Annotated in this window: 20 protein-coding genes; 12 read left to right on the top strand and 8 right to left on the bottom strand. The window is 60.6% G+C overall.

Annotated features, from left to right (window positions below; all coding sequences use genetic code 11):
- The first annotated feature begins 48 nt into the window (after positions 1-48).
- Together Q0M35_RS05930 and Q0M35_RS05925 are read left to right on the top strand one after the other, a co-directional pair.
- Complete coding sequence (locus tag Q0M35_RS05930) at positions 49-1,437, top strand: 2-isopropylmalate synthase (protein ID WP_295313297.1); 1,389 nt, start codon at positions 49-51, stop codon at positions 1,435-1,437.
- A 263-nt stretch (positions 1,438-1,700) separates the two neighbouring features.
- Complete coding sequence (locus Q0M35_RS05925; RefSeq protein WP_295313296.1) at positions 1,701-3,665, top strand: alpha/beta hydrolase; 1,965 nt, start codon at positions 1,701-1,703, stop codon at positions 3,663-3,665.
- Positions 3,666-4,039: 374 nt separating this feature from the next.
- Here the strand turns inward: Q0M35_RS05925 and Q0M35_RS05920 are convergent, their stop codons facing one another.
- Positions 4,040-5,569: a cryptochrome/photolyase family protein gene (locus tag Q0M35_RS05920; protein WP_295313295.1), complete on the bottom strand. Its 1,530-nt coding sequence runs from the start codon at positions 5,567-5,569 to the stop codon at positions 4,040-4,042.
- On the bottom strand, positions 5,563-6,228 hold the full coding sequence (locus Q0M35_RS05915; protein WP_295313294.1) for an SDR family NAD(P)-dependent oxidoreductase: 666 nt from the start codon (positions 6,226-6,228) through the stop codon (positions 5,563-5,565). Before Q0M35_RS05915 ends, Q0M35_RS05920 begins: the two co-directional genes overlap by 7 nt.
- A 325-nt stretch (positions 6,229-6,553) precedes the next feature.
- Here Q0M35_RS05915 and Q0M35_RS05910 point away from each other — a divergent pair, with 325 nt between their 5' ends.
- From Q0M35_RS05910 to Q0M35_RS05875, 8 genes are all read left to right on the top strand, one after another.
- Complete coding sequence (locus Q0M35_RS05910; protein ID WP_295313293.1) at positions 6,554-8,122, top strand: 2-isopropylmalate synthase; 1,569 nt, start codon at positions 6,554-6,556, stop codon at positions 8,120-8,122.
- A gap of 146 nt (positions 8,123-8,268) precedes the next feature.
- Complete coding sequence (locus Q0M35_RS05905; RefSeq protein ID WP_295313292.1) at positions 8,269-9,105, top strand: amino acid ABC transporter substrate-binding protein; 837 nt, start codon at positions 8,269-8,271, stop codon at positions 9,103-9,105.
- 181 nt (positions 9,106-9,286) lie between these two features.
- Positions 9,287-10,333, top strand: coding sequence for a rod shape-determining protein (locus tag Q0M35_RS05900; RefSeq protein WP_169639279.1), 1,047 nt, complete (start codon positions 9,287-9,289; stop codon positions 10,331-10,333).
- A 73-nt stretch (positions 10,334-10,406) separates the two neighbouring features.
- The gene (mreC, locus tag Q0M35_RS05895; protein WP_295313291.1) at positions 10,407-11,300 is read left to right on the top strand and encodes a rod shape-determining protein MreC; all 894 of its coding nucleotides are present in this window, start codon (positions 10,407-10,409) and stop codon (positions 11,298-11,300) included.
- Positions 11,297-11,836 carry a rod shape-determining protein MreD gene (locus Q0M35_RS05890; protein WP_295313290.1) on the top strand — a complete coding sequence of 180 codons (540 nt, stop codon included), beginning with the start codon at positions 11,297-11,299 and terminating at the stop codon, positions 11,834-11,836. The genes mreC and Q0M35_RS05890 overlap by 4 nt, the downstream gene beginning before the upstream one ends.
- A gap of 43 nt (positions 11,837-11,879) precedes the next feature.
- Entirely contained in the window at positions 11,880-13,823 is a 1,944-nt protein-coding gene (mrdA, locus tag Q0M35_RS05885) for a penicillin-binding protein 2 (protein ID WP_295313289.1), read from the top strand.
- A complete protein-coding gene (rodA, locus tag Q0M35_RS05880; protein WP_295313288.1) occupies positions 13,820-14,959 on the top strand; it encodes a rod shape-determining protein RodA in 1,140 nt (379 codons plus the stop codon). The genes mrdA and rodA overlap by 4 nt, the downstream gene beginning before the upstream one ends.
- A gap of 12 nt (positions 14,960-14,971) precedes the next feature.
- Complete coding sequence (locus tag Q0M35_RS05875) at positions 14,972-15,907, top strand: glyoxylate/hydroxypyruvate reductase A (protein WP_295313287.1); 936 nt, start codon at positions 14,972-14,974, stop codon at positions 15,905-15,907.
- A gap of 8 nt (positions 15,908-15,915) precedes the next feature.
- Here the strand turns inward: Q0M35_RS05875 and Q0M35_RS05870 are convergent, their stop codons facing one another.
- The 6 genes from Q0M35_RS05870 to Q0M35_RS05845 form a co-directional block, all read right to left on the bottom strand.
- Positions 15,916-17,931: a M3 family metallopeptidase gene (locus tag Q0M35_RS05870; RefSeq protein ID WP_295313286.1), complete on the bottom strand. Its 2,016-nt coding sequence runs from the start codon at positions 17,929-17,931 to the stop codon at positions 15,916-15,918.
- A 90-nt stretch (positions 17,932-18,021) separates the two neighbouring features.
- Positions 18,022-19,068 (bottom strand): molybdopterin-synthase adenylyltransferase MoeB, encoded by a 1,047-nt coding sequence (gene moeB / locus Q0M35_RS05865; RefSeq protein WP_295313285.1) that lies wholly within the window; start codon positions 19,066-19,068, stop codon positions 18,022-18,024.
- On the bottom strand, positions 19,068-19,514 hold the full coding sequence (gene dut / locus Q0M35_RS05860) for a dUTP diphosphatase (protein WP_295313284.1): 447 nt from the start codon (positions 19,512-19,514) through the stop codon (positions 19,068-19,070). The genes moeB and dut overlap by 1 nt, the downstream gene beginning before the upstream one ends.
- A gap of 22 nt (positions 19,515-19,536) precedes the next feature.
- On the bottom strand, positions 19,537-20,742 hold the full coding sequence (gene coaBC / locus Q0M35_RS05855; RefSeq protein ID WP_295313283.1) for a bifunctional phosphopantothenoylcysteine decarboxylase/phosphopantothenate--cysteine ligase CoaBC: 1,206 nt from the start codon (positions 20,740-20,742) through the stop codon (positions 19,537-19,539).
- Positions 20,743-20,834: 92 nt separating this feature from the next.
- The gene (locus tag Q0M35_RS05850; RefSeq protein WP_295313282.1) at positions 20,835-21,644 is read right to left on the bottom strand and encodes a ChaN family lipoprotein; all 810 of its coding nucleotides are present in this window, start codon (positions 21,642-21,644) and stop codon (positions 20,835-20,837) included.
- Positions 21,641-22,519, bottom strand: coding sequence for an RNA polymerase factor sigma-32 (locus Q0M35_RS05845; RefSeq protein ID WP_169639269.1), 879 nt, complete (start codon positions 22,517-22,519; stop codon positions 21,641-21,643). Before Q0M35_RS05845 ends, Q0M35_RS05850 begins: the two co-directional genes overlap by 4 nt.
- Here Q0M35_RS05845 and cobU point away from each other — a divergent pair.
- Both cobU and Q0M35_RS05835 read left to right on the top strand, forming a co-directional pair.
- Positions 22,479-23,138, top strand: a complete 660-nt coding sequence (gene cobU, locus Q0M35_RS05840) for a bifunctional adenosylcobinamide kinase/adenosylcobinamide-phosphate guanylyltransferase (protein ID WP_366519640.1) — start codon at positions 22,479-22,481, stop codon at positions 23,136-23,138. The genes Q0M35_RS05845 and cobU overlap by 41 nt on opposite strands.
- The coding region (locus tag Q0M35_RS05835) for a histidine phosphatase family protein (RefSeq protein WP_295313281.1) at positions 23,135-23,544 on the top strand (410 nt) is incomplete at its 3' end. The genes cobU and Q0M35_RS05835, both read left to right, overlap by 4 nt.

Raw genomic sequence — 23,544 nt, 5'->3', positions numbered from 1 at the left:
GGGCCTTCAGGGGACAGGTTCCGACATCACACGCTATACGGGTTGACCATGATACTTCGCGCAACATGCCTATGCCTTGCACTTCTTCCGGTTTCTGCCATTGCGCAGGACGGACAGGTGCTGACAAAGCAATATGACGACGGCGGTGTCTATGAGGGCACCTTCAAAGGCGGGGTCCAGCACGGCACCGGCACCTACAAGCTGCCCAACGGCTATGAATACTCAGGCCAGTGGATTGACGGCGAGATCAAGGGCGACGGCATCGCACGCTTCCCCAACGGCTCTGTGTATGAGGGCACCTTTGCCAAGGGCAAACCCGATGGCTTCGGCAAAATCACCTTTGCCGATGGTGGCACCTATGAGGGCACCTGGGCCGAGGGCGCGATCACCGGCCAGGGCATCGCGCTTTATGCGAACGGCGTGCGGTACGAAGGCGGCTTCCGCAATGCCCAGCACCACGGTACCGGCACCATGCAAAGCCCCGGCGGCTATGAATACAAAGGCGACTGGATCGACGGCGTCAAAGAAGGCACCGGCACCATTACCTACCCCGACGGCGCGGTCTATGAAGGCCAGATCATCGACGGCAAACGCAACGGGCAGGGTACGCTGACGCTGCCCGACGGGCTGGTCTATGTCGGGCTCTGGCGCGACGGGCAGATCGATGGCACCGGCAAGCTCACCCAGGCCAATGGCGACGTCTATGAGGGGGAACTTGTCTCAGGCCGCCGTGAAGGCACCGGCAAAGTTACCTATGCCAACGGCGACATATATGAGGGCGAGTTCAACGCCGATCTGCGCAACGGCCAGGGCACGTTTACCGCCCGGGACGGTTACGTCTATGCCGGCTCCTGGGTTGAGGGCGAGATTGAAGGACAGGGCCGTGTGACTTATCCCGACGGCTCCGTTTATGTAGGAAGTTTTGCGGATGGGCTCGCGGACGGCACAGGTACGATCACCTACCCCGACGGCTCCACCTATGAAGGCGAGTGGGCCGCCGGCGTGATCGAAGGCGAGGGCAAAGCCACCTATACCAACGGTGTGGTCTATGAGGGCGGTTTCAAAGACGCGAAAAACCATGGCACGGGCGTGATGACCTATGCAGACGGCTACCGTTATGAAGGTAACTGGGTCGAAGGCCAGCGCCAGGGCACAGGCACAGCTACCTACCCCGACGGCACTGTCTATGAGGGCGAGTTCGACGACGGCCAGCGCCACGGCACCGGCAAAATCACCATGCCCGGCGGCTTCAGCTACGAAGGGGCCTGGGTACGCGGAGAGATCGAGGGCGAAGGGATCGCAACCTATGCCAACGGCGACGTCTATGAGGGCACCTTCAAAGCCGGCAAACGCCAGGGCGAAGGCACCATGCGCTATGCCACCGGCGAAGAAGCCAGCGGCGACTGGGAAAACGGTGCACTGACCGACGGCGGCTGAGCGCGGGGGACCGTGACCGGATCACAGGCCTGAGCGACGCAGCCAGCAACCGCGGCGAAGGACCGCTTCGAGCCCATTTCGCAAAGTGCCGCACTCGAACCCGGATCTGCTGTTCAGATATTCCGAGTTTGTCTCAACCGCTCTCTGATCACAGTTTCCCGGCATACTTTTCCACGCCACTCTGCACTTCGGGACAGCGGACTGCGTTGACGCAAAGGGTCTCAGGCGGCAGTCTGAACCCCTGTCCCACATGAGGTGTCGCCATGGATCTGACCAGAATACCGGCATTGATCGCAAGCCTTGTCGGCGAGCCTGATGTGCCGGACCGCTTCACACCTTATTATCGTGGCGGGGACGTCGCCGCCTACCCGGTCACCGTGGCGCCATGTCCGGCCCCGCTGGGTCGGGATGAAATCGAAGGTGAGACGATCATTTGCGGCACAGTAAACGTGCCTGAAACTCACGATGCACCCGAAGGACAAAGGATTGACCTTTTCTTTGCGGTTATGCGGGCTCAGTCGACCTATCCCGAGCCAGATCCTGTGCTGCATCTGCATGGCGGCCCCGGCGGCGGTATCGTATCCCGCATCGAAATGTTCGCTGAGATTTTTGAGCCGATGCGGCGCACACGCGATGTCATTGTGTTCGATCAACGGGCATCTGCACTGTCGGCGAAATCGACGACATGCCGCGCGGCCCTCGACCAATTTTTGGGCGACGTCATAACCGGCACATTTACCTTCACTGAAACATCCCCTGACGGGGGCTCAGCTACACCAGCGGCTTTGTTGCGCGATTGCATTGAGGAGATCGAGGCATCAGGCACCGATCTTGCGGCCTACAACACCCCACAGAATGCAAACGATACCGTCGCACTCATGCAAGCACTGGGCTACGACAGATACAACATTCACGGCATTTCCTATGGCACGCGTCTTGCACTGGAGATCCTGCGTACACATCCCGGGAACGTCCGCGCGGCGGTCATAGATGGCGTGGCCCCTCTGCAAGTCCCGCTTTACGACACGCTGGCGGTACCCGGATCAGAAGTGATTGATATCACCCTCGCAGAATGTGCGGCGGATGCTGAGTGCAATGCGGCCTTCCCGGACCTTCGGGAGGTGCTGCGCGATACGCTGGACCGCGCCGCGGCTGGTGAACTCCTGAGCAAATCCGGCGACCCGCTTCCGGTCATTGCCGTGCTGACGCCTTTTCTCTCCCGCAATGGAACTTACGCCGATCCAAGTGCCGCGACATCCCTGATCCCTGCATTTGTGTATGAGATCGCGCGCATGGCGGACGGTGGCCCCACGCCCGTTGTGGACCGGATAATAGCGACTGACGGGTATCCCCGCCGCGCGTCGCCGTTAGATGGTGTCCGTGACGGACTGCTCGATACCGAAGTTGCCGCGCTCGATGAAGCGGAGAGCAGTGCGAAGGTCGCAGCTCAATCGGACGCCGCGCTGGACGGAGCGATTGACGCTCTGCGTAAACGATTGCTTGAGACCGAAGCGCCTCTGGCGCGTATTTTCGACGACGAGATGATCAGGGGTGCCGGTGAGGTATTGCAGGACGCGGATCGCCGCCGCGCCGCTCTTCTGGGGTATGCACAGTTGCGCGAAGGCGAACCCGACCCGAACGCGTTACGGGCGTATGTGCGCGAGACCTTCCCCGACGAGAGCCAGACCCGGCTTCTCGGACTGATCGACGCCATGTCGGAAACCGAGGTCGCAGCCATTTTCGACAACGTCGGGCGCGGTGTCAGTCAAACACTGAAAGAGACCGCCGGAAATCTGCACACCTGGATATATGCCTGTCAGGAAAGCATTCCGTTCAACAGTCTTGAGGGCTTCCGCGAGACGTCTGCAGCGCTGCCATGGTCTGAAGTCGGATTGATATATGAGGACGTCGCTCAAGAGTTTTTTGCCGCCTGCGATGCTTTCACTCCGGTAGAACAGCCGGGCTTTCACGAACCGGTAGTTTCGGACATTCCGGTTTTGTCGATCGGTGGCACATGGGACATGCAAACCGCTCCAAGCTGGCCTGCCCTCGCGGCGGAAACACTCTCCAACGCGCAGACATTTCTCATACCGGAAGCGGGCCATGGCGCGATCGCCTATCAGAACTGCGTGGCTGACATGACACAAGCGTTCCTGACAGACCCGATGCGGGCGTTGCCGGAGACCTGCGCACTGCAAACTGTGCCGAAGTTTCACATCCCGAAATAGCGGAATGATGACATAATAAATACAGTTTCTGACCCTCCGGGACCGGTCTTTCGGCTGAAAGTTGACCTTGGGAACCATTCACTGAACGGCTGAAAAGTTCCGCATAGCAGGCATACACCTGCGTGAGTACGAGACCTGCGGCGCACTCCCGCACCGCCCGCACGCAATGCAATATCCGGACACGGAACGACCCGCGCTCGGTCCTTGTCCAGGAAAAACAGCGGGCGCTCTTCTCAACCGGCCCGCCGTGGCCAAACGATGCAGAGGTTGCGCACGCAACCAGCATCTTCTGCGAGCAGAATTTCTTCATCATTTAAAGTGTTTACCTTCGATCCGCCTCGCCCGTCCCGGCGGGGACAGCCCAGCACCCGGTGTCAGACCTTCTCGCCCGCGTCCAGCCGTTTGAGGAAACCCGCAGCCTCTGACAGCACGGTCTCGCGCCGGTCTGCGTCCATGCGGTCCCAGGTGCGGTACATATTCCCCATACGCGGATTGCCCTCGAACCGGTCGCGGTGGCGGTCCAGAAAATGCCAGTAAAGCAGGTTGAACGGGCAGGCCCCCTCGCCTGTCTTTTTGCTCACCGAATACGCGCAGTGTTTGCAGTAATCCGACATCCGGTTGATATAGGATCCGCTGGAGACGTAGGGCTTTGAGGCTATCACACCGCCGTCCGCAAACTGGCTCATACCCACCGTATTGGGCGCCTCGACCCATTCGTACGCATCCGCGTAAACGGCCAGATACCATTCGTGCATCTGCCCCGGATCAACGCCCGCCAGCAGCCCGAAATTGCCTGTCACCATCAACCGCTGGATATGGTGCGCATAGGCTTCCTCGCGGGTCTGTTCCACTGCACGTGCAAGGCAGTTCATTTTCGTCGCCCCGCCCCAAAAGAGATCCGGCAGGTCGCGGTCGTGACCAAGGCCATTGCGCTGCGGATACTCCGGGCCTTCAAGGAAATAAATGCCGCGCACATACTCGCGCCAGCCGATAACCTGGCGGATGAACCCTTCGGCCGCATTAATCGGGACATCGCCGGCTTTCCACGCCGCCTCGACCGCTTCGCAGACTTCCAGCGGTGTGAGCAGCCCGATGTTGAGATAAGGCGAAATGATCGCGTGATAGAGAAAGCGGTTATTATTCAGCATCGCATCCTGGTAATCACCAAAAGACGGCAATGCGTGTTTGACGAAATGGGTCAGCGCCCGGCGCGCCTCAGTGGTGGTGGTGGCAAACCAGAACGGGCGTAACTCACCGAAATGGTTTCCAAAACGCGCTTCGACCAGATCCAGTACTGCCTTAGTTGTCTCATCCGGTGTGAACTGCATCGGCCCGCCGAAATCCACCTCATCGGGGGCAGGTTTCCGGTTGTCGTGATCGTAATTCCACTTGTCGCCGGCGGGTTTGTCGCCCTCCATCATCAGCCCGGTTTTGCGGCGCATGTCGCGGTAGAAATACTCCATGCGCAGCTGTTTGCGCCCTTTGGCCCAGCTCTCGAATTCCTCATGTGAGGCGATAAATCTGTCATCGCTCAGGATGCGTACTTTCAGCGGCGCGTGTTTCAGCGCGCTGATCAGCCGCCATTCGCCGGGCTCCGTGGCCAGCACCTCATCCGCACCGGTTTCCTCTGCACGGCGAAGCAGTTCTCCCACAACGGAGCCCGCATTTCCGGTGTCATCAAGTTCGCTGTAGCGCACGGTCCAGCCATCGCCGCGCAGCGATTGTGCAAACTTCCGCATCGCCGCGAACACTAGGGCGATTTTCTTCGGATGGTGCTGCACGTAAGAGGCCTCATCGGCCACCTCCGCCATCACCACGATATCGCGCTCCCGGTCGGCCTCGCGCAGCGCAGACAGCCCTGCGTTCAGCTGATCGCCCAACACCAGAACCAGCCGGCTCACCATGGCACCGCCTTGCCGGCCCAGTCATAGAAAAGACCGGTGTCCTCAGGCGTTAGCCCCTCAAGGACCCCGATCAGATTATCCGCGGCCTCCTCAGGAGCCACCGCAGGATGCCGCCCGAGATATTTTTCGGTAAAGGGTGTGGCCACGGTCCCCGGGTGCAACGCAACGCAGATGCTTTTTGGATGGGTCCTCGTCAGCTCGATCGCCGCTGTGTGCACAATCTGGTTAACCGCCGCTTTGGCGCTGCGGTAACTGATCCAGCCGCCGATGCGATTGTCCCCGATCGATCCCACCCGCGCAGAGAGCACTGCAAAAACAGCACGTTCCTCGCGCGGCAACAGATCGCCCGCATGCCTCAGCACCAAAGCAGGACCCACCGCATTAAGCGCAAACTGATCCAGCATCGATTTCTGTGTGACCGCGCGAATGCTTTTCTCCGGCCCGGCCCCCTCAATCTCAAGCGCGCCGGTCGCAACAACAACCGCATCAAACGTCCCCGTCAGGCCGCTCAGAACGGACCCGACCGAAGCCTCATCCGTCAGATCCATGCCGTTTGCCGACCGCGACAGGGTCACAACGTCGCTGCCCCGGGCTTTCCAGCCCGCGACCAGCGCAGACCCCACGCCGCCAGACGCCCCGATAACAAGTATTCTGCTCATCCCCGCCGACCTAGCCGCAAGTCACCGACCTTCAAGGCCCGCCTGGTATACGCGCGCGGATCGCGCCCGCGCGGGACCCCGATAACTGCCCCCGGCCGGCGCGCCGGAATCAGCACCCGCTCCAAAACCCCTTCCCATTTAGAATCACTGCGGTATAACGATTGCCATGAGATCTGCTGCACATATCCATTCCTGCGCCCGCACCCTGCGCGCGCCCGCAGCCCTGCTTCTGCTAAGCCGCCTCTGAGCGTGCCCTTCCTGGCGCGCCCGCTCAGAGGGATCGCCGGCGCGCCTGAGAAACAGAAGACAATGAAAGAACCGACACATGACAGATACAGACAAACAGGACCGTGTCCTGATTTTTGACACCACCTTGCGGGACGGCGAACAGTCCCCCGGTGCGACGATGACCCACGCTGAGAAGCTCGAGATTGCGGGGCTTCTCGATGAGATGGGCGTCGATATCATCGAGGCCGGCTTTCCGATCGCCTCTGACGGTGACTTCAATGCAGTCGCTGAGATTGCAAAGCTTGCCAACCACAGCGTGATCTGCGGTCTGGCGCGTGCGCAGCCCGGCGATATCGATCGCTGCTGGGATGCGGTGAAACACGCAAAACGTCCGCGAATTCATACCTTTATCGGCACATCGCCGTTGCACCGGGCGATACCGAACCTCGATATGGACCAGATGGCCGAACGCATTGAGCAGACGGTAACGCAGGCTCGCAACCTCTGTGATAACGTCCAGTGGTCGCCGATGGACGCCACCCGCACGGAGGAAGATTATCTCTGTCGGGTCGTGGAAATCGCCATTAAATGCGGCGCCACGACCATCAACATCCCCGATACCGTGGGCTACACCGCGCCGCGCGAATCCGCAGCGCTCATCCGGATGCTGCTGGAGCGGGTGCCCGGTGCGGATGAGATCACTTTTGCAACGCATTGTCACAATGATCTCGGCATGGCCACGGCCAACAGTCTGGCCGCCGTCGAGGCCGGCGCGCGCCAGATCGAATGCACCATCAATGGCCTGGGCGAACGCGCGGGCAACACCGCCCTCGAAGAGGTTGTCATGGCCCTGAAGGTCCGCAACGACATCATGCCCTATCAGACCGGCATTGATGCCACCAAAATCATGAATATCTCGCGCCGGGTCGCGGCGGTTTCGGGCTTTCCGGTGCAGTTCAACAAGGCGATCGTCGGCAAGAACGCTTTTGCGCACGAATCCGGCATCCACCAGGACGGCATGCTCAAAAATGCCGAAACCTTCGAGATCATGCGGCCCGAGGATGTTGGCCTCTCCGCGACCAATATCGTTATGGGCAAGCATTCGGGACGCGCCGCTCTGCGCTCCAAACTCGAAGATCTCGGTTTTGAACTTGGCGACAACCAGCTCAAAGACGTATTCGTACGCTTCAAAGAGCTCGCGGATCGCAAAAAAGAGATCTACGACGACGATCTCATCGCCCTCATGCGGACCTCCTCCGATCCTGAGAACGACCGTATCCAGCTGAAATCGCTGCGGGTTGTCTGCGGTACCGAAGGGCCGCAGGAAGCCGATCTGACCCTCGTCATTGACGGACAGGAGCAGCGGACAAAACAAACAGGCGACGGCCCTGTCGATGCTTCGTTCAATGCGATCAAGGCGCTTGTTGATCACACCGCGCGTCTGCAGCTTTATCAGGTGTCGGCTGTGACAGAAGGAACCGACGCCCAGGCAACTGTTTCCGTTCGCATGGAAGAAGACGGGCGCATCGTCACCGGCCAGTCGGCGCATACCGACACGGTCGTAGCCTCTGTACTTGCCTATATCCACGCACTCAACCGCCTGCTGGTGCGTCGCGAAAAGGGCGGCAAAGATCGCCGCGAGATCAGCTACAAGGACGTTGGCTGAGACGAAAGCCTTATGATCCCGGGGGCCCTGTCATCTGCGGCGGGGCCTGCGGCGACCTCTCTGCAAAAATCGGCTGCACAGGCTCTGATTTCTGTTAAAGTCATCCAAAGCAGAACACGCCGTACCGTTTTTGGGGGGACACATCCATGCGCATCATTCTTTCAGCCGTAATCGCCCTGCTTGCATTGCCGGTGGCCGCCGGCGCGCAAACGCTTGATCGCATCAAGTCGACCGGCGAGATCCGCTTCGGTTTCAGAACCGACGCAGCACCGCTGTCATATCAGGCGGATGGCCGCCCTCAGGGCTATACTCCGATTGTCTGTTTTGCCCTTGCCCCCCTGATTGGCGAGCAGCTTGGTCTTACCGACATCAATGTGATCTTCGAACCCGTGGATACCGGAAACCGCTTTGAAAAAGTGGCGAATGGCGAGATTGACCTGCTCTGCGGGGCATCGACGATCACTCTCTCGCGCCGCGAGATCGTGGATTTTTCCGAGCCGGTTTACGTGGATGGCACGGCGGTGGCCCTGCGGCGCGACGCGCCCGAAACGCTGAGCGGCCTGTCGGGTCAGAAAATTGGCGTGCGTAGCGGCACCACAACAGCAGAAGCGCTGGAAAACACACTGAGCCGGGAAGGTCTGGAAGCGCAGATCGTCTCTTTCAGCAACCACCCCGACGGGATGACCGCGCTGGAGAACGATGAAATTAAGGCCTATTTCGCCGATCAGTCGATCCTGATGGATATGGTGCTGAACAGCGATAACCAGAACAAACTGAAGATCTTTGAGGGTATTCTCACCGTCGAAAAGCACGGGCTTGCGATGGCCCGCGGGGACAGCGATTTCAGGCTCGCCGTTGATCGGGCGTTGTCAGAGCTTTATGCCAACGGATCGATGGCGCAGGCTTTCCGCAAGGCCATCCCTGATGCCGAGCCCGGCGCTGCGATCGAGGCCATGTACCTCATCGCGCCGACCCTGCCCTGAACGCTTTATGGAAAGGTGCCTCACAGGGAGGCCACTCCGTGTGCATTTTTGACACGAAAAAGCAAGATGACGCCGAGATCGTCGTTAACGCCCCTTTCACCAAACTGCGCCTAAGCATATAACACATGCCAACCGGCCCGATCAGGGCACGGACCAATGAATTCGGGCAAGGTTTATCTTCATGGGTCTATTTGACAGCTTTCGTGGTCTTTTTTCGTCGGATATGGCGATTGACCTCGGCACGGCCAACACGCTTGTTTACGTCAAGGGCAAGGGCATCGTGCTCTCCGAACCGTCGGTGGTCGCCTATCACATCAAGGATGGCGTCAAAAAAGTACTCGCCGTCGGTGAGGATGCCAAGCTGATGCTCGGCAGGACACCCGGCAGCATAGAAGCGATCCGCCCGATGCGCGAAGGTGTCATCGCCGATTTCGATACCGCAGAAGAAATGATTAAGCATTTTATCCGCAAGGTGCATAAACGCTCGACCTTCTCCAAACCCAAGATCATCGTCTGTGTGCCCCACGGTGCCACCCCGGTTGAAAAACGTGCGATCCGTCAGTCGGTTCTGAGCGCCGGCGCGCGGCGCGCAGGTCTGATCGCAGAACCCATCGCGGCCGCCATCGGCGCCGGTATGCCGATCACAGATCCCACCGGCAATATGGTTGTGGATATCGGTGGCGGTACCACCGAAGTGGCCGTTCTGAGCCTTGGCGACATTGTTTATGCCCGCTCCGTGCGCGTCGGCGGTGACCGGATGGACGAGGCGATCATCAGCTACCTGCGCCGCCAGCAGAACCTTCTCGTGGGCGAGACGACCGCCGAACGGATCAAGACATCCATCGGCACGGCGCGTATGCCGGACGATGGCCGGGGTACCTCGATGCAGATCCGCGGGCGTGACCTTCTGAACGGTGTGCCAAAGGAAATCGAAGTGACGCAGGCACAGATCGCCGAAGCGCTGGCCGAACCCGTGCAGCAGATCTGCGAAGCGGTTATGACGGCGCTTGAGACCACACCGCCCGACCTTGCGGCTGATATCGTGGACAGGGGTGTGATGCTCACCGGCGGCGGCGCGTTGCTCGGAGATCTTGATCTGGCACTGCGCGAACAGACCGGCCTTGCGGTTTCGATCGCGGACGAGTCGCTCAACTGCGTGGCACTCGGGACCGGCAAAGCACTGGAATACGAAAAACAGCTGCGTCACGCTATCGACTACGAAAGCTGACCGGCACAAAGTTACGTAACTTCGGATTGCGGCAGAATGCCCTGCCTGCACCCGGGCGGGAGACAGCGGGCCAATGGCCAGAGACCGATCACAAAGCAGCGACTATACCGGCCCCCTGCGCCGGTTGCTGCTTGTTGCGGTGGCACTCTGTCTGCTCGGCGTTTTCCTGCTCTGGCGCATCGACAGCCCGCGCGTGGAAAGGTTTCGTGCCCAGATCACCGACCGGTTTGTGCCCGGCTTTGAATGGGCCATGGCGCCGGTCACCGGTGCGGTGAACCTTCTGCAGGATTTCCAGAGCTATCAAAGGCTTGCCGAACAGAACCGCGAGCTGCGCTCAGAGTTGCGCCAGATGCAGGCCTGGAAAGAGGCCGCCGTGCAGCTTGAACAGGAAAACGCCCGGCTGCTTGATCTCAACAACGTGCGGCTTGATCCGCGCCTGACGGTAATTTCCGGTGTGGTGCTGGCCGACAGCGGCTCGCCCTTTCGCCAGTCCGTGCTTCTGAACGTGGGCGCGCGCGACGGGATCGTCGATGGCTGGGCCACCATGGACGGCATCGGCCTTGTCGGACGAATTTCCGGGGTCGGTCAGAACACTGCCCGCGTGATCCTGCTGACCGATGCTTCCAGCCGCATTCCGGCGTCAATCCAGCCTTCGGGTCAGCGCACAATCGTGGCCGGCGACAATACCGCGGCGCCGCTTGTGGACTTCATCGAAAACCCCGGCCAGATCCGCCCCGGCGACCGGGTCATAAGCACCGGCGACGGCGGTGTTTTTCCTGCGGGTCTCCTGATCGGTCAGGTGGCAAGCGACCCGTCAGGGCAGTTGCGTGTCCGGCTTGCCGCGGATTTTGAGCGGCTCGAATTTCTGCGGGTGCTGCGCCATCACGGCACCGAACCCGTACCCGACACGCCGTCGGTGATTGGCCCGCAACTCCCCGAGCTTGCCCGCGAAGAGGTGAGCCAGTGAACGACGCACCGGTCACCCGCCTTTGGGGCAAGCGGGTCAGCTTTGCGCTGCTGGTCTGTCTGATCCTGTTTTTCCATCTGTTGCCGCTCGATACCACGCCGCGCCGCTGGGTCGGCCCCGATATCCTGCTGGCGATGGCCTGTGCGTGGTCTGTGCGGCGTCCTGAGTATGTGCCCGTGCTGGCGCTGGCGGGCCTGTTTCTGCTGGCCGATTTTCTGTTGCAGCGGCCACCTGGTCTCTGGGCCCTTATGGCCTTGCTGGCCTGCGAAAATCTGAAGTCCCGGGCGCGCGGGCTGCGCGATGGCAGCTTTGCCGGTGAATGGCTGTCGGTCTGTATCGCGATTGCCGGTGTCGCTGTCGCATACCGGGTCGGTCTGATCATCACGATGGTGGATCCGCCCCCTCTCGGGCTGTCATTGTTCGAAATGGTGATGACGATGTTGTTCTATCCACTTGTTGCAGCGGTTACCCATGGCATAATGGGTGTGCGCAAGGCGGCTCCGGGCGATCCTGAACCCGGCGGACGCCGCATATGACCTGGTACCATGCACGACACCCGGACTCTGACGGAGCACACGCATGAAACGCACACGCGCGGAAACCGATGTCAGCCACCGCTCGATCTCGCGGCGGGCGGCCCTTCTGGGCGGCGCACAGCTTCTCTTTATGGGCGGACTGGCGGCCCGGATGCAGTTTCTACAGGTTGATCAGGCAGATCAGTTCCGTTTGCTGGCCGAAGAAAACCGGATAAATATCCGCCTGATCCCACCCTCGCGCGGGGAGGTCTTTGATCGCAACGGTGTCAGGCTTGCCCAGAACGCGCCGTCCTACCGGATTGTGATCGTTCGCGAAGACGCAGGCGACGTGGATGCAACGCTGACCCGTCTTTCGCAGATCATCACGCTGGACACCGAAACCATAGACCGCGTCAAAGAAGAGCTGCGACGGTCTGCCCCGTTCCTGCCAGTCACCATCGCCTCGGATGTCACCTGGGCAGACATCAGTCGCGTGTCCGTGAATGCCCCGGCGCTGCCGGGTGTCACACCCGAGGTCGGGCTCAGCCGTGTCTATCCACAAGGGTCTGATTTTGCACATGTTCTGGGCTATGTCGGCCCGGTTTCAGACTATGATCTGTCAAAGATCGATGACCCCGAGCCGGTACTGATGATCCCGCGGTTTCAGATCGGCAAAGTCGGCGTCGAAACCAAGCTGGAACCACTGCTGCGCGGCAAGGCCGGTGCCAAGCGGGTCGAGGTCAATGCAAGTGGCCGCGTGATGCGCGAGCTTGACCGGCGCGAAGGTATTCCGGGGTCCGATCTTCAGCTGAGCATCGACGCCAAGCTGCAGGGCTATGTCCAGGCCCGGCTCGATGGTGAAAGCGCAAGCGCTGTGATTATGGACTGTGACACCGGTGATCTGCTGGCCTGCGCCTCTGCGCCGACCTTTGATCCCAATCTCTTTGTGCGTGGTATTTCGTCGAAAGACTATGCAACGCTGACCAGCAACAAATACCGCCCGCTGGCAAGCAAAACGGTTCAGGGCGTCTATCCTCCCGGTTCGACCTTCAAGATGATCACTGCACTGGCAGGTCTTGAGGCAGGTATCATCGGCCCTGATGACACTGCCTATTGCCCGGGCCATCTTGAGGTTTCCGGTCGCCGCTTTCACTGCTGGAAACGCGCGGGCCACGGCTGGGTCGATCTCGAAACCTCTCTGAAACGCTCCTGCGACGTCTATTACTACGATCTGGCGATCAAGGTCGGCATCGAAAACATCTCCGCCATGGCCCGCAAATTCGGTCTTGGCATCCGCCACGATGTGCCGATGTCAGCGGTTGCCAAGGGGCTCGCACCGACGATGGACTGGAAATCACAGACCTACGGACAAAGCTGGCGCGTCGGCGATACAGTCAACGTCTCGATCGGCCAGGGGTTCATGCTGACATCTCCGATGCAGCTCGCCGTAATGACCGCGCGCATTGCCACAGGGCGGTCCGTTGAACCACGGCTGGTAAAATCCGTAAACGGCGTCGAGGAGCCCTCGCGCGCCGGAGAGCCGATCGGTGTCAGCGAGATCAATATGCGCCGGATGCGCCGGGCGATGTATGAGGTCGTAAATAACCGGCGCGGTACGGCCTATGGCTCGCGCATTATCGAAGAAACGATGCGCATGGCCGGAAAAACCGGCACCAGCCAGGTGCGCAATATCACCGCCGCAGAACGGCGCGCGGGCGTGATCAGCAATGAGGATCTGCCCTGGGAACGTCGCGATCACGCGCTGTTTGTGAACTTCGCGCCCTATGACAATCCAAAGTACGCCGTCGCTGTGATTGTCGAACACGGTGGAGGTGGCTCCAAGGCCGCAGCCCCGATTGCACGCGACATCACGCTGCAGGCGCTCTACGATGGACCGCCACCGCTCGAGGCCTATCCGTCGAAAGACCGCGAACACATTGCCGAGCAGCAGGAACGCCTGCGCGATATGCAGCCGCTTGTTTCCGTACCCGGGAGCGACCAGGCGTGAGTTATCTGGAGTATGCGGTCAAATCGACGCCCACGGGATGGCGCAAGATCCTGCATCTGAACTGGCCTGTGGCACTCTTGCTGGCCTCGGTCTCCGGCGCCGGCTTTCTGATGCTTTACTCAGTTGCAGGTGGCTCTTTCACCCCCTGGGCCGAGCCGCAGATGAAGCGTTTTGCGCTTGGTTTTGTTCTGATGATCATGGTCGCGATGGTGCCGATATGGTTCTGGCGCAGTCTTTCGGGCGTCGCATATCTCGGGGCGCTGCTGTTGCTGATCGCGGTTGAGCTTTTCGGTACCGTGGGCATGGGTGCGCAGCGCTGGATTGATCTGGGGTTCATGCGGCTTCAACCCTCTGAGCTGATGAAAATCACGCTCGTGATGTTGCTGGCCGCCTATTACGACTGGCTGCCGGCCCGCAAGACATCGCGCCCCTTCTGGGTGCTCATACCGGTTCTGATCATTCTTGTACCGGTGGCGCTGGTATTGAAACAGCCCGATCTCGGTACCTCCATCCTGCTGCTCGCAGCCGGCGGCGGGCTGATGTTTCTGGCCGGTGTGCACTGGGCCTATTTCGCCGCTGTCATTGCCAGCGGTATCGGGCTGATCAGCGCCGTCTTTCAGTCCCGTGGCACGCCATGGCAACTGCTGAAAGACTATCAGTACCGCCGCATTGATACCTTCCTCGATCCCAGCACTGATCCGCTGGGCGCCGGCTATCACATTACCCAGTCAAAGATCGCTTTGGGCTCGGGTGGCTGGACAGGGCGCGGGTTTATGCAGGGCACCCAGAGCCGGCTGAACTTTCTGCCCGAAAAGCATACCGATTTCATCTTTACCACTCTGGCCGAGGAATTCGGCTTCATGGGCGCGCTGTCGCTGCTGGGGCTTTATGCGCTCATTATCATATTCTGTGTGTCCTCTGCGCTGATGAACAAAGACCGTTTCGCGTCGCTTCTGACGCTCGGTATCGCGCTCAACTTCTTTTTATTCTTTGCTGTCAACATGTCGATGGTCATGGGGCTGGCGCCAGTTGTCGGCGTCCCGCTGCCGCTGGTGAGCTACGGCGGCTCAGCGATGCTGGTGCTGCTGCTGGCCTTTGGCCTGATGCAGAGCGCCCACGTCCACCGCCCCAGATAGAAAGACCACCAGATGCCTGTGAATATTCTTTTTGCCGCGCGCCAGGAGCGCTGGGACACCTATGCGGAACCGCTGCGCTCTGCCCTGAAAGAGGCCGGTTTTCCGGACGCGGTTCTGTCACAGGACCTTCCCCCTGCCGATGTGGATTACATCGTCTATGCCCCGAATTCCGACGTGCAGGATTTCACGCCCTTCACCCGGACGAAAGCCGTCCTGAACCTGTGGGCCGGCGTCGAGGCGATTACCGGCAATGACACACTGACACAGCCGCTGGCGCGCATGGTTGATCCGGGCATGACGCGTTCAATGACCGAATGGGTCACCGGGCATACGTTGCGCCACCATCTGGGAATGGATACCCATATCACCGACCAGTCCGGCGCATGGAACCCGGTCACCCCGCCGCTCGCCGAAGAGCGCATTGTTGCCATTCTGGGTATGGGAGAACTCGGCTCGTCAGTGGCGCAAAGCCTGCTCGCCCTGCAGTTCAGAGTACGCGGATGGAGCCGCACCCCCAAAGAGGTTGACGGCGTCGACATGTATCACGCCGACAGCGGGCTTGATGACGCATTGCGCGGCGCGGATATTGTCATTCTTTTGCTGCCGGACACACCGGCCACGGAAAATACGCTGAACGAACAGCGGCTTGCGTTGCTGCGCAAAGGCGCATTTGTGATCAACCCGGGGCGGGGTCCGCTGATCAAGGATGACGCACTCATTGCGGCCCTCGACAGAGGTCAGGTAGCACATGCTACACTGGATGTGTTCCGCACCGAACCCCTGCCCGCGGAGCACCCCTTCTGGGCGCATCGTCAGGTAACGGTCACGCCGCATATCGCCGCCGAAACGCGGGAGCTGACAGCCACACGTGTGATCGCCGAAAACATCCGCCGGGGTGAGGCGGGCGAGCCGTTTCTTTACCTCGTGGACCGGGAGCGCGGTTACTGACGCGCCGGTTATTCCGCAGCCAGACCGCGCCCCTTCAAAAGCGCATCGACACCCGGCAGACGCCCGCGGAATGCAGTATAAAGCTCGGCTGCATCCCGGCTGCCACCGGTCGAAAGGATATGCTCTTCAAGCGAAGCCGCACGGTCCGCATCAAAGGCCGACCCCGCCTCTTCAAAGGCCTCAAAGGCGTCTGCGTCCATCACTTCGGACCACATATAGCTGTAATAACCGCTGGAATATCCGTCGCCGGCAAAAACATGGGCAAACTGCGGCGTAGCATGGCGCATCGTGATCGCTGCCGGCATACCAAGCTTTTCCAGAACATCCGCCTGCATCCGGAGTGGATCGGACGGGGCCGGCCCGTCATGAAATGCCAGATCCACAAGGGCAGAGGCCACATATTCAACGGTCTGGAACCCCATGTCGAAATTGGCAGCACCCAGCACCTTGTCCAGCATTTCCTGCGGCATCGGCGCGCCGGTTTCGGCGTGGGTGGCGAATTCCGACAGAACTTCGGGGACTTCCAGCCAGTGCTCGTAAAGCTGGCTGGGCAGCTCAACAAAGTCACGCGCCACGGACGTGCCCGACACGCTCTCATATGTCACATCCGACAGCATCTGATGCAGTGCATGACCAAATTCGTGAAAGAGTGTGCGCGCGTCATCATAAGACAGCAACGCCGGATCCCCCTTGGCGAAATTGCATACGTTCACCACAACGGGTGTCTGGTTTTCGGGAAATTTCGCCTGTGACCGTATCGCGGAACACCAGGCCCCTGAACGCTTGGACCCGCGCGCGAAATAATCGCCTATGAACACAGCCAGGTGCTCACCGTTGCGCGTCACCTCCCAGGCCCGGCAGTCCGGGTGGTAAAGCGGCACGTCGAGCGGTTCAAACTCCAGCCCGAAAAGCCGGGTCGCACAGGAAAATGATGCATCAATCATCCGGTCGAGCTGAAAATAGGGTTTCAGCTCCGCTTCATCGAGATCATGCTCTGCCGCGCGGCGTTTTTCCGCATAATATCGCCAGTCCCATGGCGCAAGCGGCCCGTTCACGCCGTCGGCCTGCATCATATTTGTCAGAACCTCTGCATCGGCTTCGGCCCGGGCGCGGGCAGGTGACCAGACTGCCATCAGCAGATCGCGCACAGCCTCAGGCGTGCCGGCCATTTCGGTCTCAAGCTTGTAAGCAGCAAAGCTTTCATACCCCAGGAGCTTTGCCCGCTCTTCGCGCAGCGCCAGTATCTCAGCCGCAATGCCACGGTTGTCCGTTTTACCACCGCCAGCACCCCGTGCCGCCCAGGCCTTGAAGGCCTTTTCGCGCAGATCCCGGCGCGGCGAAAACTGCAGGAACGGCACAATCAGAGACCGTGAAAGCGTGATCACCGGACCGCCTGCGTCTTTTTCATGACCGGCGGCACGCGCAGCAGAGATCACAAAATCCGGCAATCCTTTAAGATCGTCTTCTGCAAGAAGCATGAACCAGTCACGCTCATCCGCCAGCAGGTTCTGGGTGAACTCTGTACCGAGGACCGCAAGCCGGCTTTTGATCTCTTTCATCCGGACATCCGCGTCGCCCTCAAGTGCTGCCCCGGCGCGCACAAAACCGCGGTGCGTCAGCATGAGAACGCGCTGTTGCTCTTCGGTCAGCGGCAGATCCCCGCGGGCCTGCCAGACGGCAGCAACCCGCGCAAAGAGTTTTTTGTTGCCGGAAATATCCGAGAAATGGGCCGAGAGCTTAGGCGAAAAGAGCCGCTGCAACTCTTCGCGCCGCGGGTTGCTGTCGGCCCCGGCGATGTTGAAAAAGACGCCCAGTACCTTGTCGAGCGCCTGACCTGCTGCTTCCAGCGCACCAATTGTGTTGTCGAAATCCGGGGCATCGCCAGATCCCGCAATCGCGTCGATCTCGGCCCTGTGCTGCATCAGTGCGGTTTCAAGCGCCGGCTCAAAATCATCGTCTGAGATATGGTCAAACGGGGGAAGCTCAAACGGCGTATTCCAGTCCTGCAGCAGCGGATTTTTCATGGGGGTTCTCCTTTGCGCTCAAGCTAGGGTGGCGACCCCGGCTGCACAACCACCGCGATGCGGATACCACGCCAGAAACGTGCCGGCGCGCTAAACTTCCGCGCAGGTGGGGCAGTCGTCCCGGCGCCTGACCCTGATCCGCCGGCTCTCACCGTAAAGCGCATCATAGATCACCATATGCCCGCGCAGAACAGCACCCGCGCCGGTGATGATCTTGATCGCCTCGACCGCCATCATGGCGCCGATCACACCGGGCAAAGGCCCGATCACGCCGGCCTCTGCGCAGGAGGGTGCAAGCTCTGCGGCAGGCGGTGCGTCAAAGACGCAACGGTAACAGGGTGCTCCGGCGGACGGGTCAAAGACGCTGATCTGTCCTTCCCACTGGCTCAGCGCACCGGACACCAGCGGAATACCTGCCGCCACTGCGGTTTCATTGACCAGATATCGGGTGTCGAAATTGTCGGTCCCGTCCAGCACCAGATCGTAATCGGCAAAGAGCCGGGCGGCGATGTCCGCCGTCAGCCGCCGATGATAAGGGCGCACAGTGACGTAAGGGTTCTGCGCTTCCATTTCAGCCTGCGCCGAGAAAACCTTGGGCGTACCGATGGCGCTGTCTTTGTGAATCACCTGGCGCTGAAGGTTGGCGTTTTCGACACTGTCGTCATCAACTACCCCGATGGTGCCGACACCTGCCGCCGCCAGATACTGCAGCGCCGGCGCACCCAGACCGCCCGCCCCGATCACCAGCACCTTTGCCTCTTTGAGCGCTTTTTGTCCGGGACCACCGATTTCCCGCAACACGATATGGCGCGCATACCGGTTCAGCTCAGTATCCGAGAACGCAGGAACCGGGCCTGTTGCCGCGCGCTCTGCCTCGCCGTCATCCGCGCGGGCCCGCAGACCTGCAAGAACACGGCGGTACCCCCAGACCAGCACCGCAAACCCGCCGACAATCAGCCATAGAGCCGCGCTCTCTCCGGTCGCCATGCGCAGCGGGTGACCATCAGGCAAAAGCAGGTGCAGGGCCAGCACGGCGATATAGAGCAGACCGATCATCAGGATACGCGCAGAGCGTGGCGCACCCATCAGATGCCCGACGCCCCACAAAAGAGCGGCCAGTGCCAGAACAAGGATCATCAGCCCACCCCGGTCGAGCCGAAACCACCCGCCCCGCGCGCGGTGTCATCCAGCGTACCGGCACGTGTAAACGCCGCCTGCACCACCGGCGCCACGACCAGTTGCGCGATGCGCAGACCGTGCGTGACCTCAAAGGGCGCTTCGCCGGCGTTCAGAACGATTACACCGACGGGGCCGCGATAATCGCTGTCGATTGTGCCGGGGCTGTTTGCCAGCATCAGCCCGTGTTTCAGCGCAAGCCCGGAGCGGGGGCGCACCTGAACTTCAAAGCCGGGCGGGATTTCCATCTGCAGACCGGTGGGCACCAGCGCCCGCTCGCCTGGTGCGATGATCATCGGCCCGTCCGGCAGATATGCCCGCACATCCGCGCCTGCAGCGCCGCTGGTTTCGTAACCGGGCAGCACGACATCCGCTCCGTCCACAGGCATAATTCTGATCTCAACCACCCCGGAACTCCCTGCCTTGATCTCAGCTCTGCGCCGCGCCGAGAGCATCAGCAATACGCTGTGCCAGACGCTGCGCCACTTCGTCCTTACTCATGCGCGGCCAGGTTTCGGCACCTGTCGCGTCGATCAGCACAACCGCGTTCTCTGTGCCGCCCATGATACCCGTGGCCGGAGACACGTCATTGGCCAGGATCCAGTCGCAGCCCTTACGCTCCCGTTTGGCCGTCGCGTTGGCAATAACGTCGTCAGTCTCCGCCGCAAACCCGACCACCAGCCCCGGTCGGTTTTCCCCCAGCCCCGAGACATGCCGGAGGATGTCCGGGTTTTCAGCGAAAGCCAGAACCGGCAACCCGTCTTTTGATTTTTTGAGCTTGCGCGTATTGGCTTCGGCCATGCGCCAGTCTGCGACGGCTGCGGCAAAAATACCGGCATCGGCGGGCAAAGCCGAGATCACAGCATCGTGCATTTCCTGCGCGGTCTGCACCTCAATCACGTGCGCACCGTGCGGGCGCGGCGCATCCGCCGGGCCGGTCACAAAGGTCACCTTCGCGCCGAGCGAGATCAGTGCCCGTGCAATGGCGCTGCCCTGCGCGCCCGAAGACCGGTTCGCGATGTAACGCACCGGGTCAATGGGCTCATGGGTGGGCCCGGAAGTCACCACGATATGACGGCCTGCAAGGGGTCCGCCGCTCAGCGCGCCTTCGATGGCGGCTACAATTTCCAGCGGTTCTGACATCCGCCCCGGCCCGTATTCTCCGCAGGCCATATCTCCGGACGCAGGACCGACAACAAAGACCCCGTCAGCGCGCAGTTGTTCCAGATTGCGCTGCGTCGCGGGGTGCTCCCACATGCGCACATTCATCGCAGGCGCTATCATCACCGGCGTATCGGTTGCCAGCAACAATGTGCCCGCAAGATCACCTGCAAGCCCGTGCACCATCTGCGCCATCAGATTGGCAGTGGCGGGAGCAACAACGATCAGATCAGACACCCGGCTCAGCTGAATATGACCCATCTCCGCTTCATCGGTCAGATCAAAAAGATCGCGGTAACACTTCTGACCAGCCAGTGCCGACACGGCAAGCGGTGTGACGAACTGCTCTGCCGCTGTTGTCAGTACCGGTGTTACTGTGGCACCCCGTTCACGCAACCGCCGGATCAGATCAAGCGATTTATAGGCCGCAATTCCGCCGCTGATGATCAGCAGAATATGTTTACCTGTCAGCATGATAGCGCTCATTTCACCGGATACTTCGCCCGGATCATAGGATGAGCGGCTCCGGACCACCAGCCCGGATTACTGCGACATCCCGGCCGGTTTCAGCGAAACGCCTCGCAGGGATCGCCCCTGTCAACCGGCCCGGCGTCCGCAACCTGGTCGAAATCGCCCCCGGGCGGGTCGCCGTTCTCGCCCTGACCCAGCGCAAAAACGGCCAGATCGGGTGCTGCGCGTTTCAGCAGCGCAGGCGCACCCCAGTCGGTACGGGCATGACCGTTCCCGGTGATGACAACCACAGGCCCGCCCCTCTCCCGGAATGCATCAAGCGCCCGTGCCGCCAGTGTGGCATCGCGCAGCCGCTGCACGTTGACCATGCCGGGCAGCATATCCTCAGGCAGCGCATCACAGTGGGCTGCGGCCTGCAGCGCTTCGCGGGCTTCCTGTTCGGCATCGCTGAGTGGTTCATCCAGTCCGAAAGCTGCGGAAACCGCCGGATCCCCTGCTGTGCCAGGATCCTGCCGGACCGCCGCCTGCAACGCCTCACGCGGGACCGCGGCACCGGCAATCCGCGCCACCGGGGCCGCAGCGAAAATCGGATAATACATCGCAAAATCGGGCCAGCCGGATGCCTCCCACCCAAGCGTTTCGCCAAGGACCTCCGCATCATCACGATTCTCAGGCGTCACACGGGCGGCCTGTTCCGGGGTCAGCATCTCGAAAACCAGAGTCTCAGGGGCAATTTGCGCCACCCAGGCGGCCTGGCGTGCGTGATGTTCCGGATTGTCATGAAGTTCGCCCAGAAACACCACATCCGCCGACCGGGGTGCAGGCAAGGGAGCGTGCTGCGCAATAAGCGCCGCCGGAAAGGCAGCGCTCAGTGCAAAGATCAGGCCGACGAAACGGTGTGTCACGCGAGGAAATGCAGTACTTCCCGGGACTGGTTCTCCAGAGACTTGCGCATCTTGCCAAAAGCTGCTGCCTCAAGCTGGCGCACACGTTCTTTGCTCAGGCTCAGCTCCTGACCAAGGCTCTCCAGCGTACGTGGCGCCTCACGAAGCTTGCGTTCGCGCACGATAAAGCGCTCGCGCTCATTCAGGTCGTTCATCGCATGCAGCAACCACTCGCGCAGCTGTTCTGTATCGTGAGCGTGCTCAACCGTTTCAGAGGCCTGCGCGCTGTCGTCTTCCAGCGCATCAATCCATTCACGACCCTCGTCTTCGGTCGACTGCGTGGCGTTGAGTGAATAGTCAGACCCAGACAGGCGCCCTTCCATCATCTCGACATCATGCAGTGGCACTCCGATCTCGGTCGAAATCATCTGGCGCAGCTGATGCCTGTCAAGTGTCTCGCCGGCGGCAGCGCTCTCACGCTCAAGCCGGGCCTGAACGCGGCGCATATTGAAAAACAGCGATTTCTGCGAGGACGTGGACCCGGTGCGGACCATGGACCAGTTGCGCATCACATAATCCTGAATGGAGGCTTTGATCCACCAGACAGCGTATGTGGAAAAACGCACGCCGCGGTCGGGGTCAAACTTGTCAGCGGCCTTCATCAGGCCCAGACCGGCTTCCTGAATCAGATCGTTCATCGGGGCGCCATATCGTTTAAATTTTGACGCCATCGAAATCGCGAGCCGCATGTAAGCCGTAATCAGTCGGTGAAGTGATTGCTCGCAGCGCTCGTCACGCCATGCATAAGCCAGCCTGAGTTCAGTTTCCGCGTCCAGAAGCTCAGCTTTCATTGCAATGCGTGAAAGCGACATATCTCTTGCAGTGTCCAGTGCCATAGCGACATCTCCCAGTCAGATGAAGCACACCTTGCCGTGCACAATTGATATAGTTACGCACCATATACCGGATTGGTTCACCGCAAAGGTTGATAAAATGTTGCCAAAGCTGACGTTCGTTCTAGGCGGGGCCGCCTCGGGAAAATCTGTCTGGGCTGAAAACTATATATTAAGCAGTCGTTTAAACCCTGTTTACCTTGCGACATCGAGAGCCTTTGACGATGAAATTAAATCACGGATTAAGGTGCATAAATCTCGCAGAAGTGATCAGTGGCGCACGCTTGAGCATGAAACAGACCTCGGCCCGGGGCTGCAGACCATCACGGAATCAGAAGCGGTCCTGATCGATTGTGCAACAATGTGGCTGACAAATCTTATGATGGACGAACACGATATTGGTCGCGCCCGGTCCGGCCTGTTATCGGGTATGGCGGCGTGTCGCGGACCGGTCGTGCTGGTCTCTAATGAGGTGGGCCACGGTATTGTGCCGGAAAACGCGCTTGCCCGCCGTTTTCGTGACCTCCAGGGGCGGCTAAACATCGCGCTGGCCGCTCAGGCAGACGTGGTTGTTCTTGTGACAGCCGGATTGCCGCAGGTGCTCAAAGGACAGCTGCCATGACCACCTGGCACTGGGTCCGCCACGGGCCGACACATGAAATGGCCTTTGTCGGATGGCGGGATGTGCCGGCGGATCTCTCTGATACGGCACAGATCAGCAGGCTGCGGCAGACGCTCCCCGGCCAGGCGCTGGTCATTTCTTCGGATCTCCTGCGTGCTTCTGCGACAGCAGATGCGATCACCGGCCCGGGTCACAACCGGCTCGATCACCATGCCGGCCTGCGGGAGATGCATTTCGGCGACTGGGACGGCATGCATTTCGAAGCGGTGGCCGAACGCGACCCTGTCCTGAGCCGGTCGTTCTGGGAAGAACCCGGCGATGTCAGTGCGCCCGGTGGCGAGAGCTGGAACATGGCCGCGCGACGGGTCAGCGCCGTAGTGCAGCAGATGAATGTCGCACACCCCGG

It is taken from the genome of Roseobacter sp. (genome assembly GCF_024639605.1).
Taxonomy (GTDB): Bacteria; Pseudomonadota; Alphaproteobacteria; order Rhodobacterales; family Rhodobacteraceae; genus Roseobacter.
Note: the sequence above shows the minus strand (reverse complement) of the source record. Positions and strands in the feature narration are given on the sequence as shown.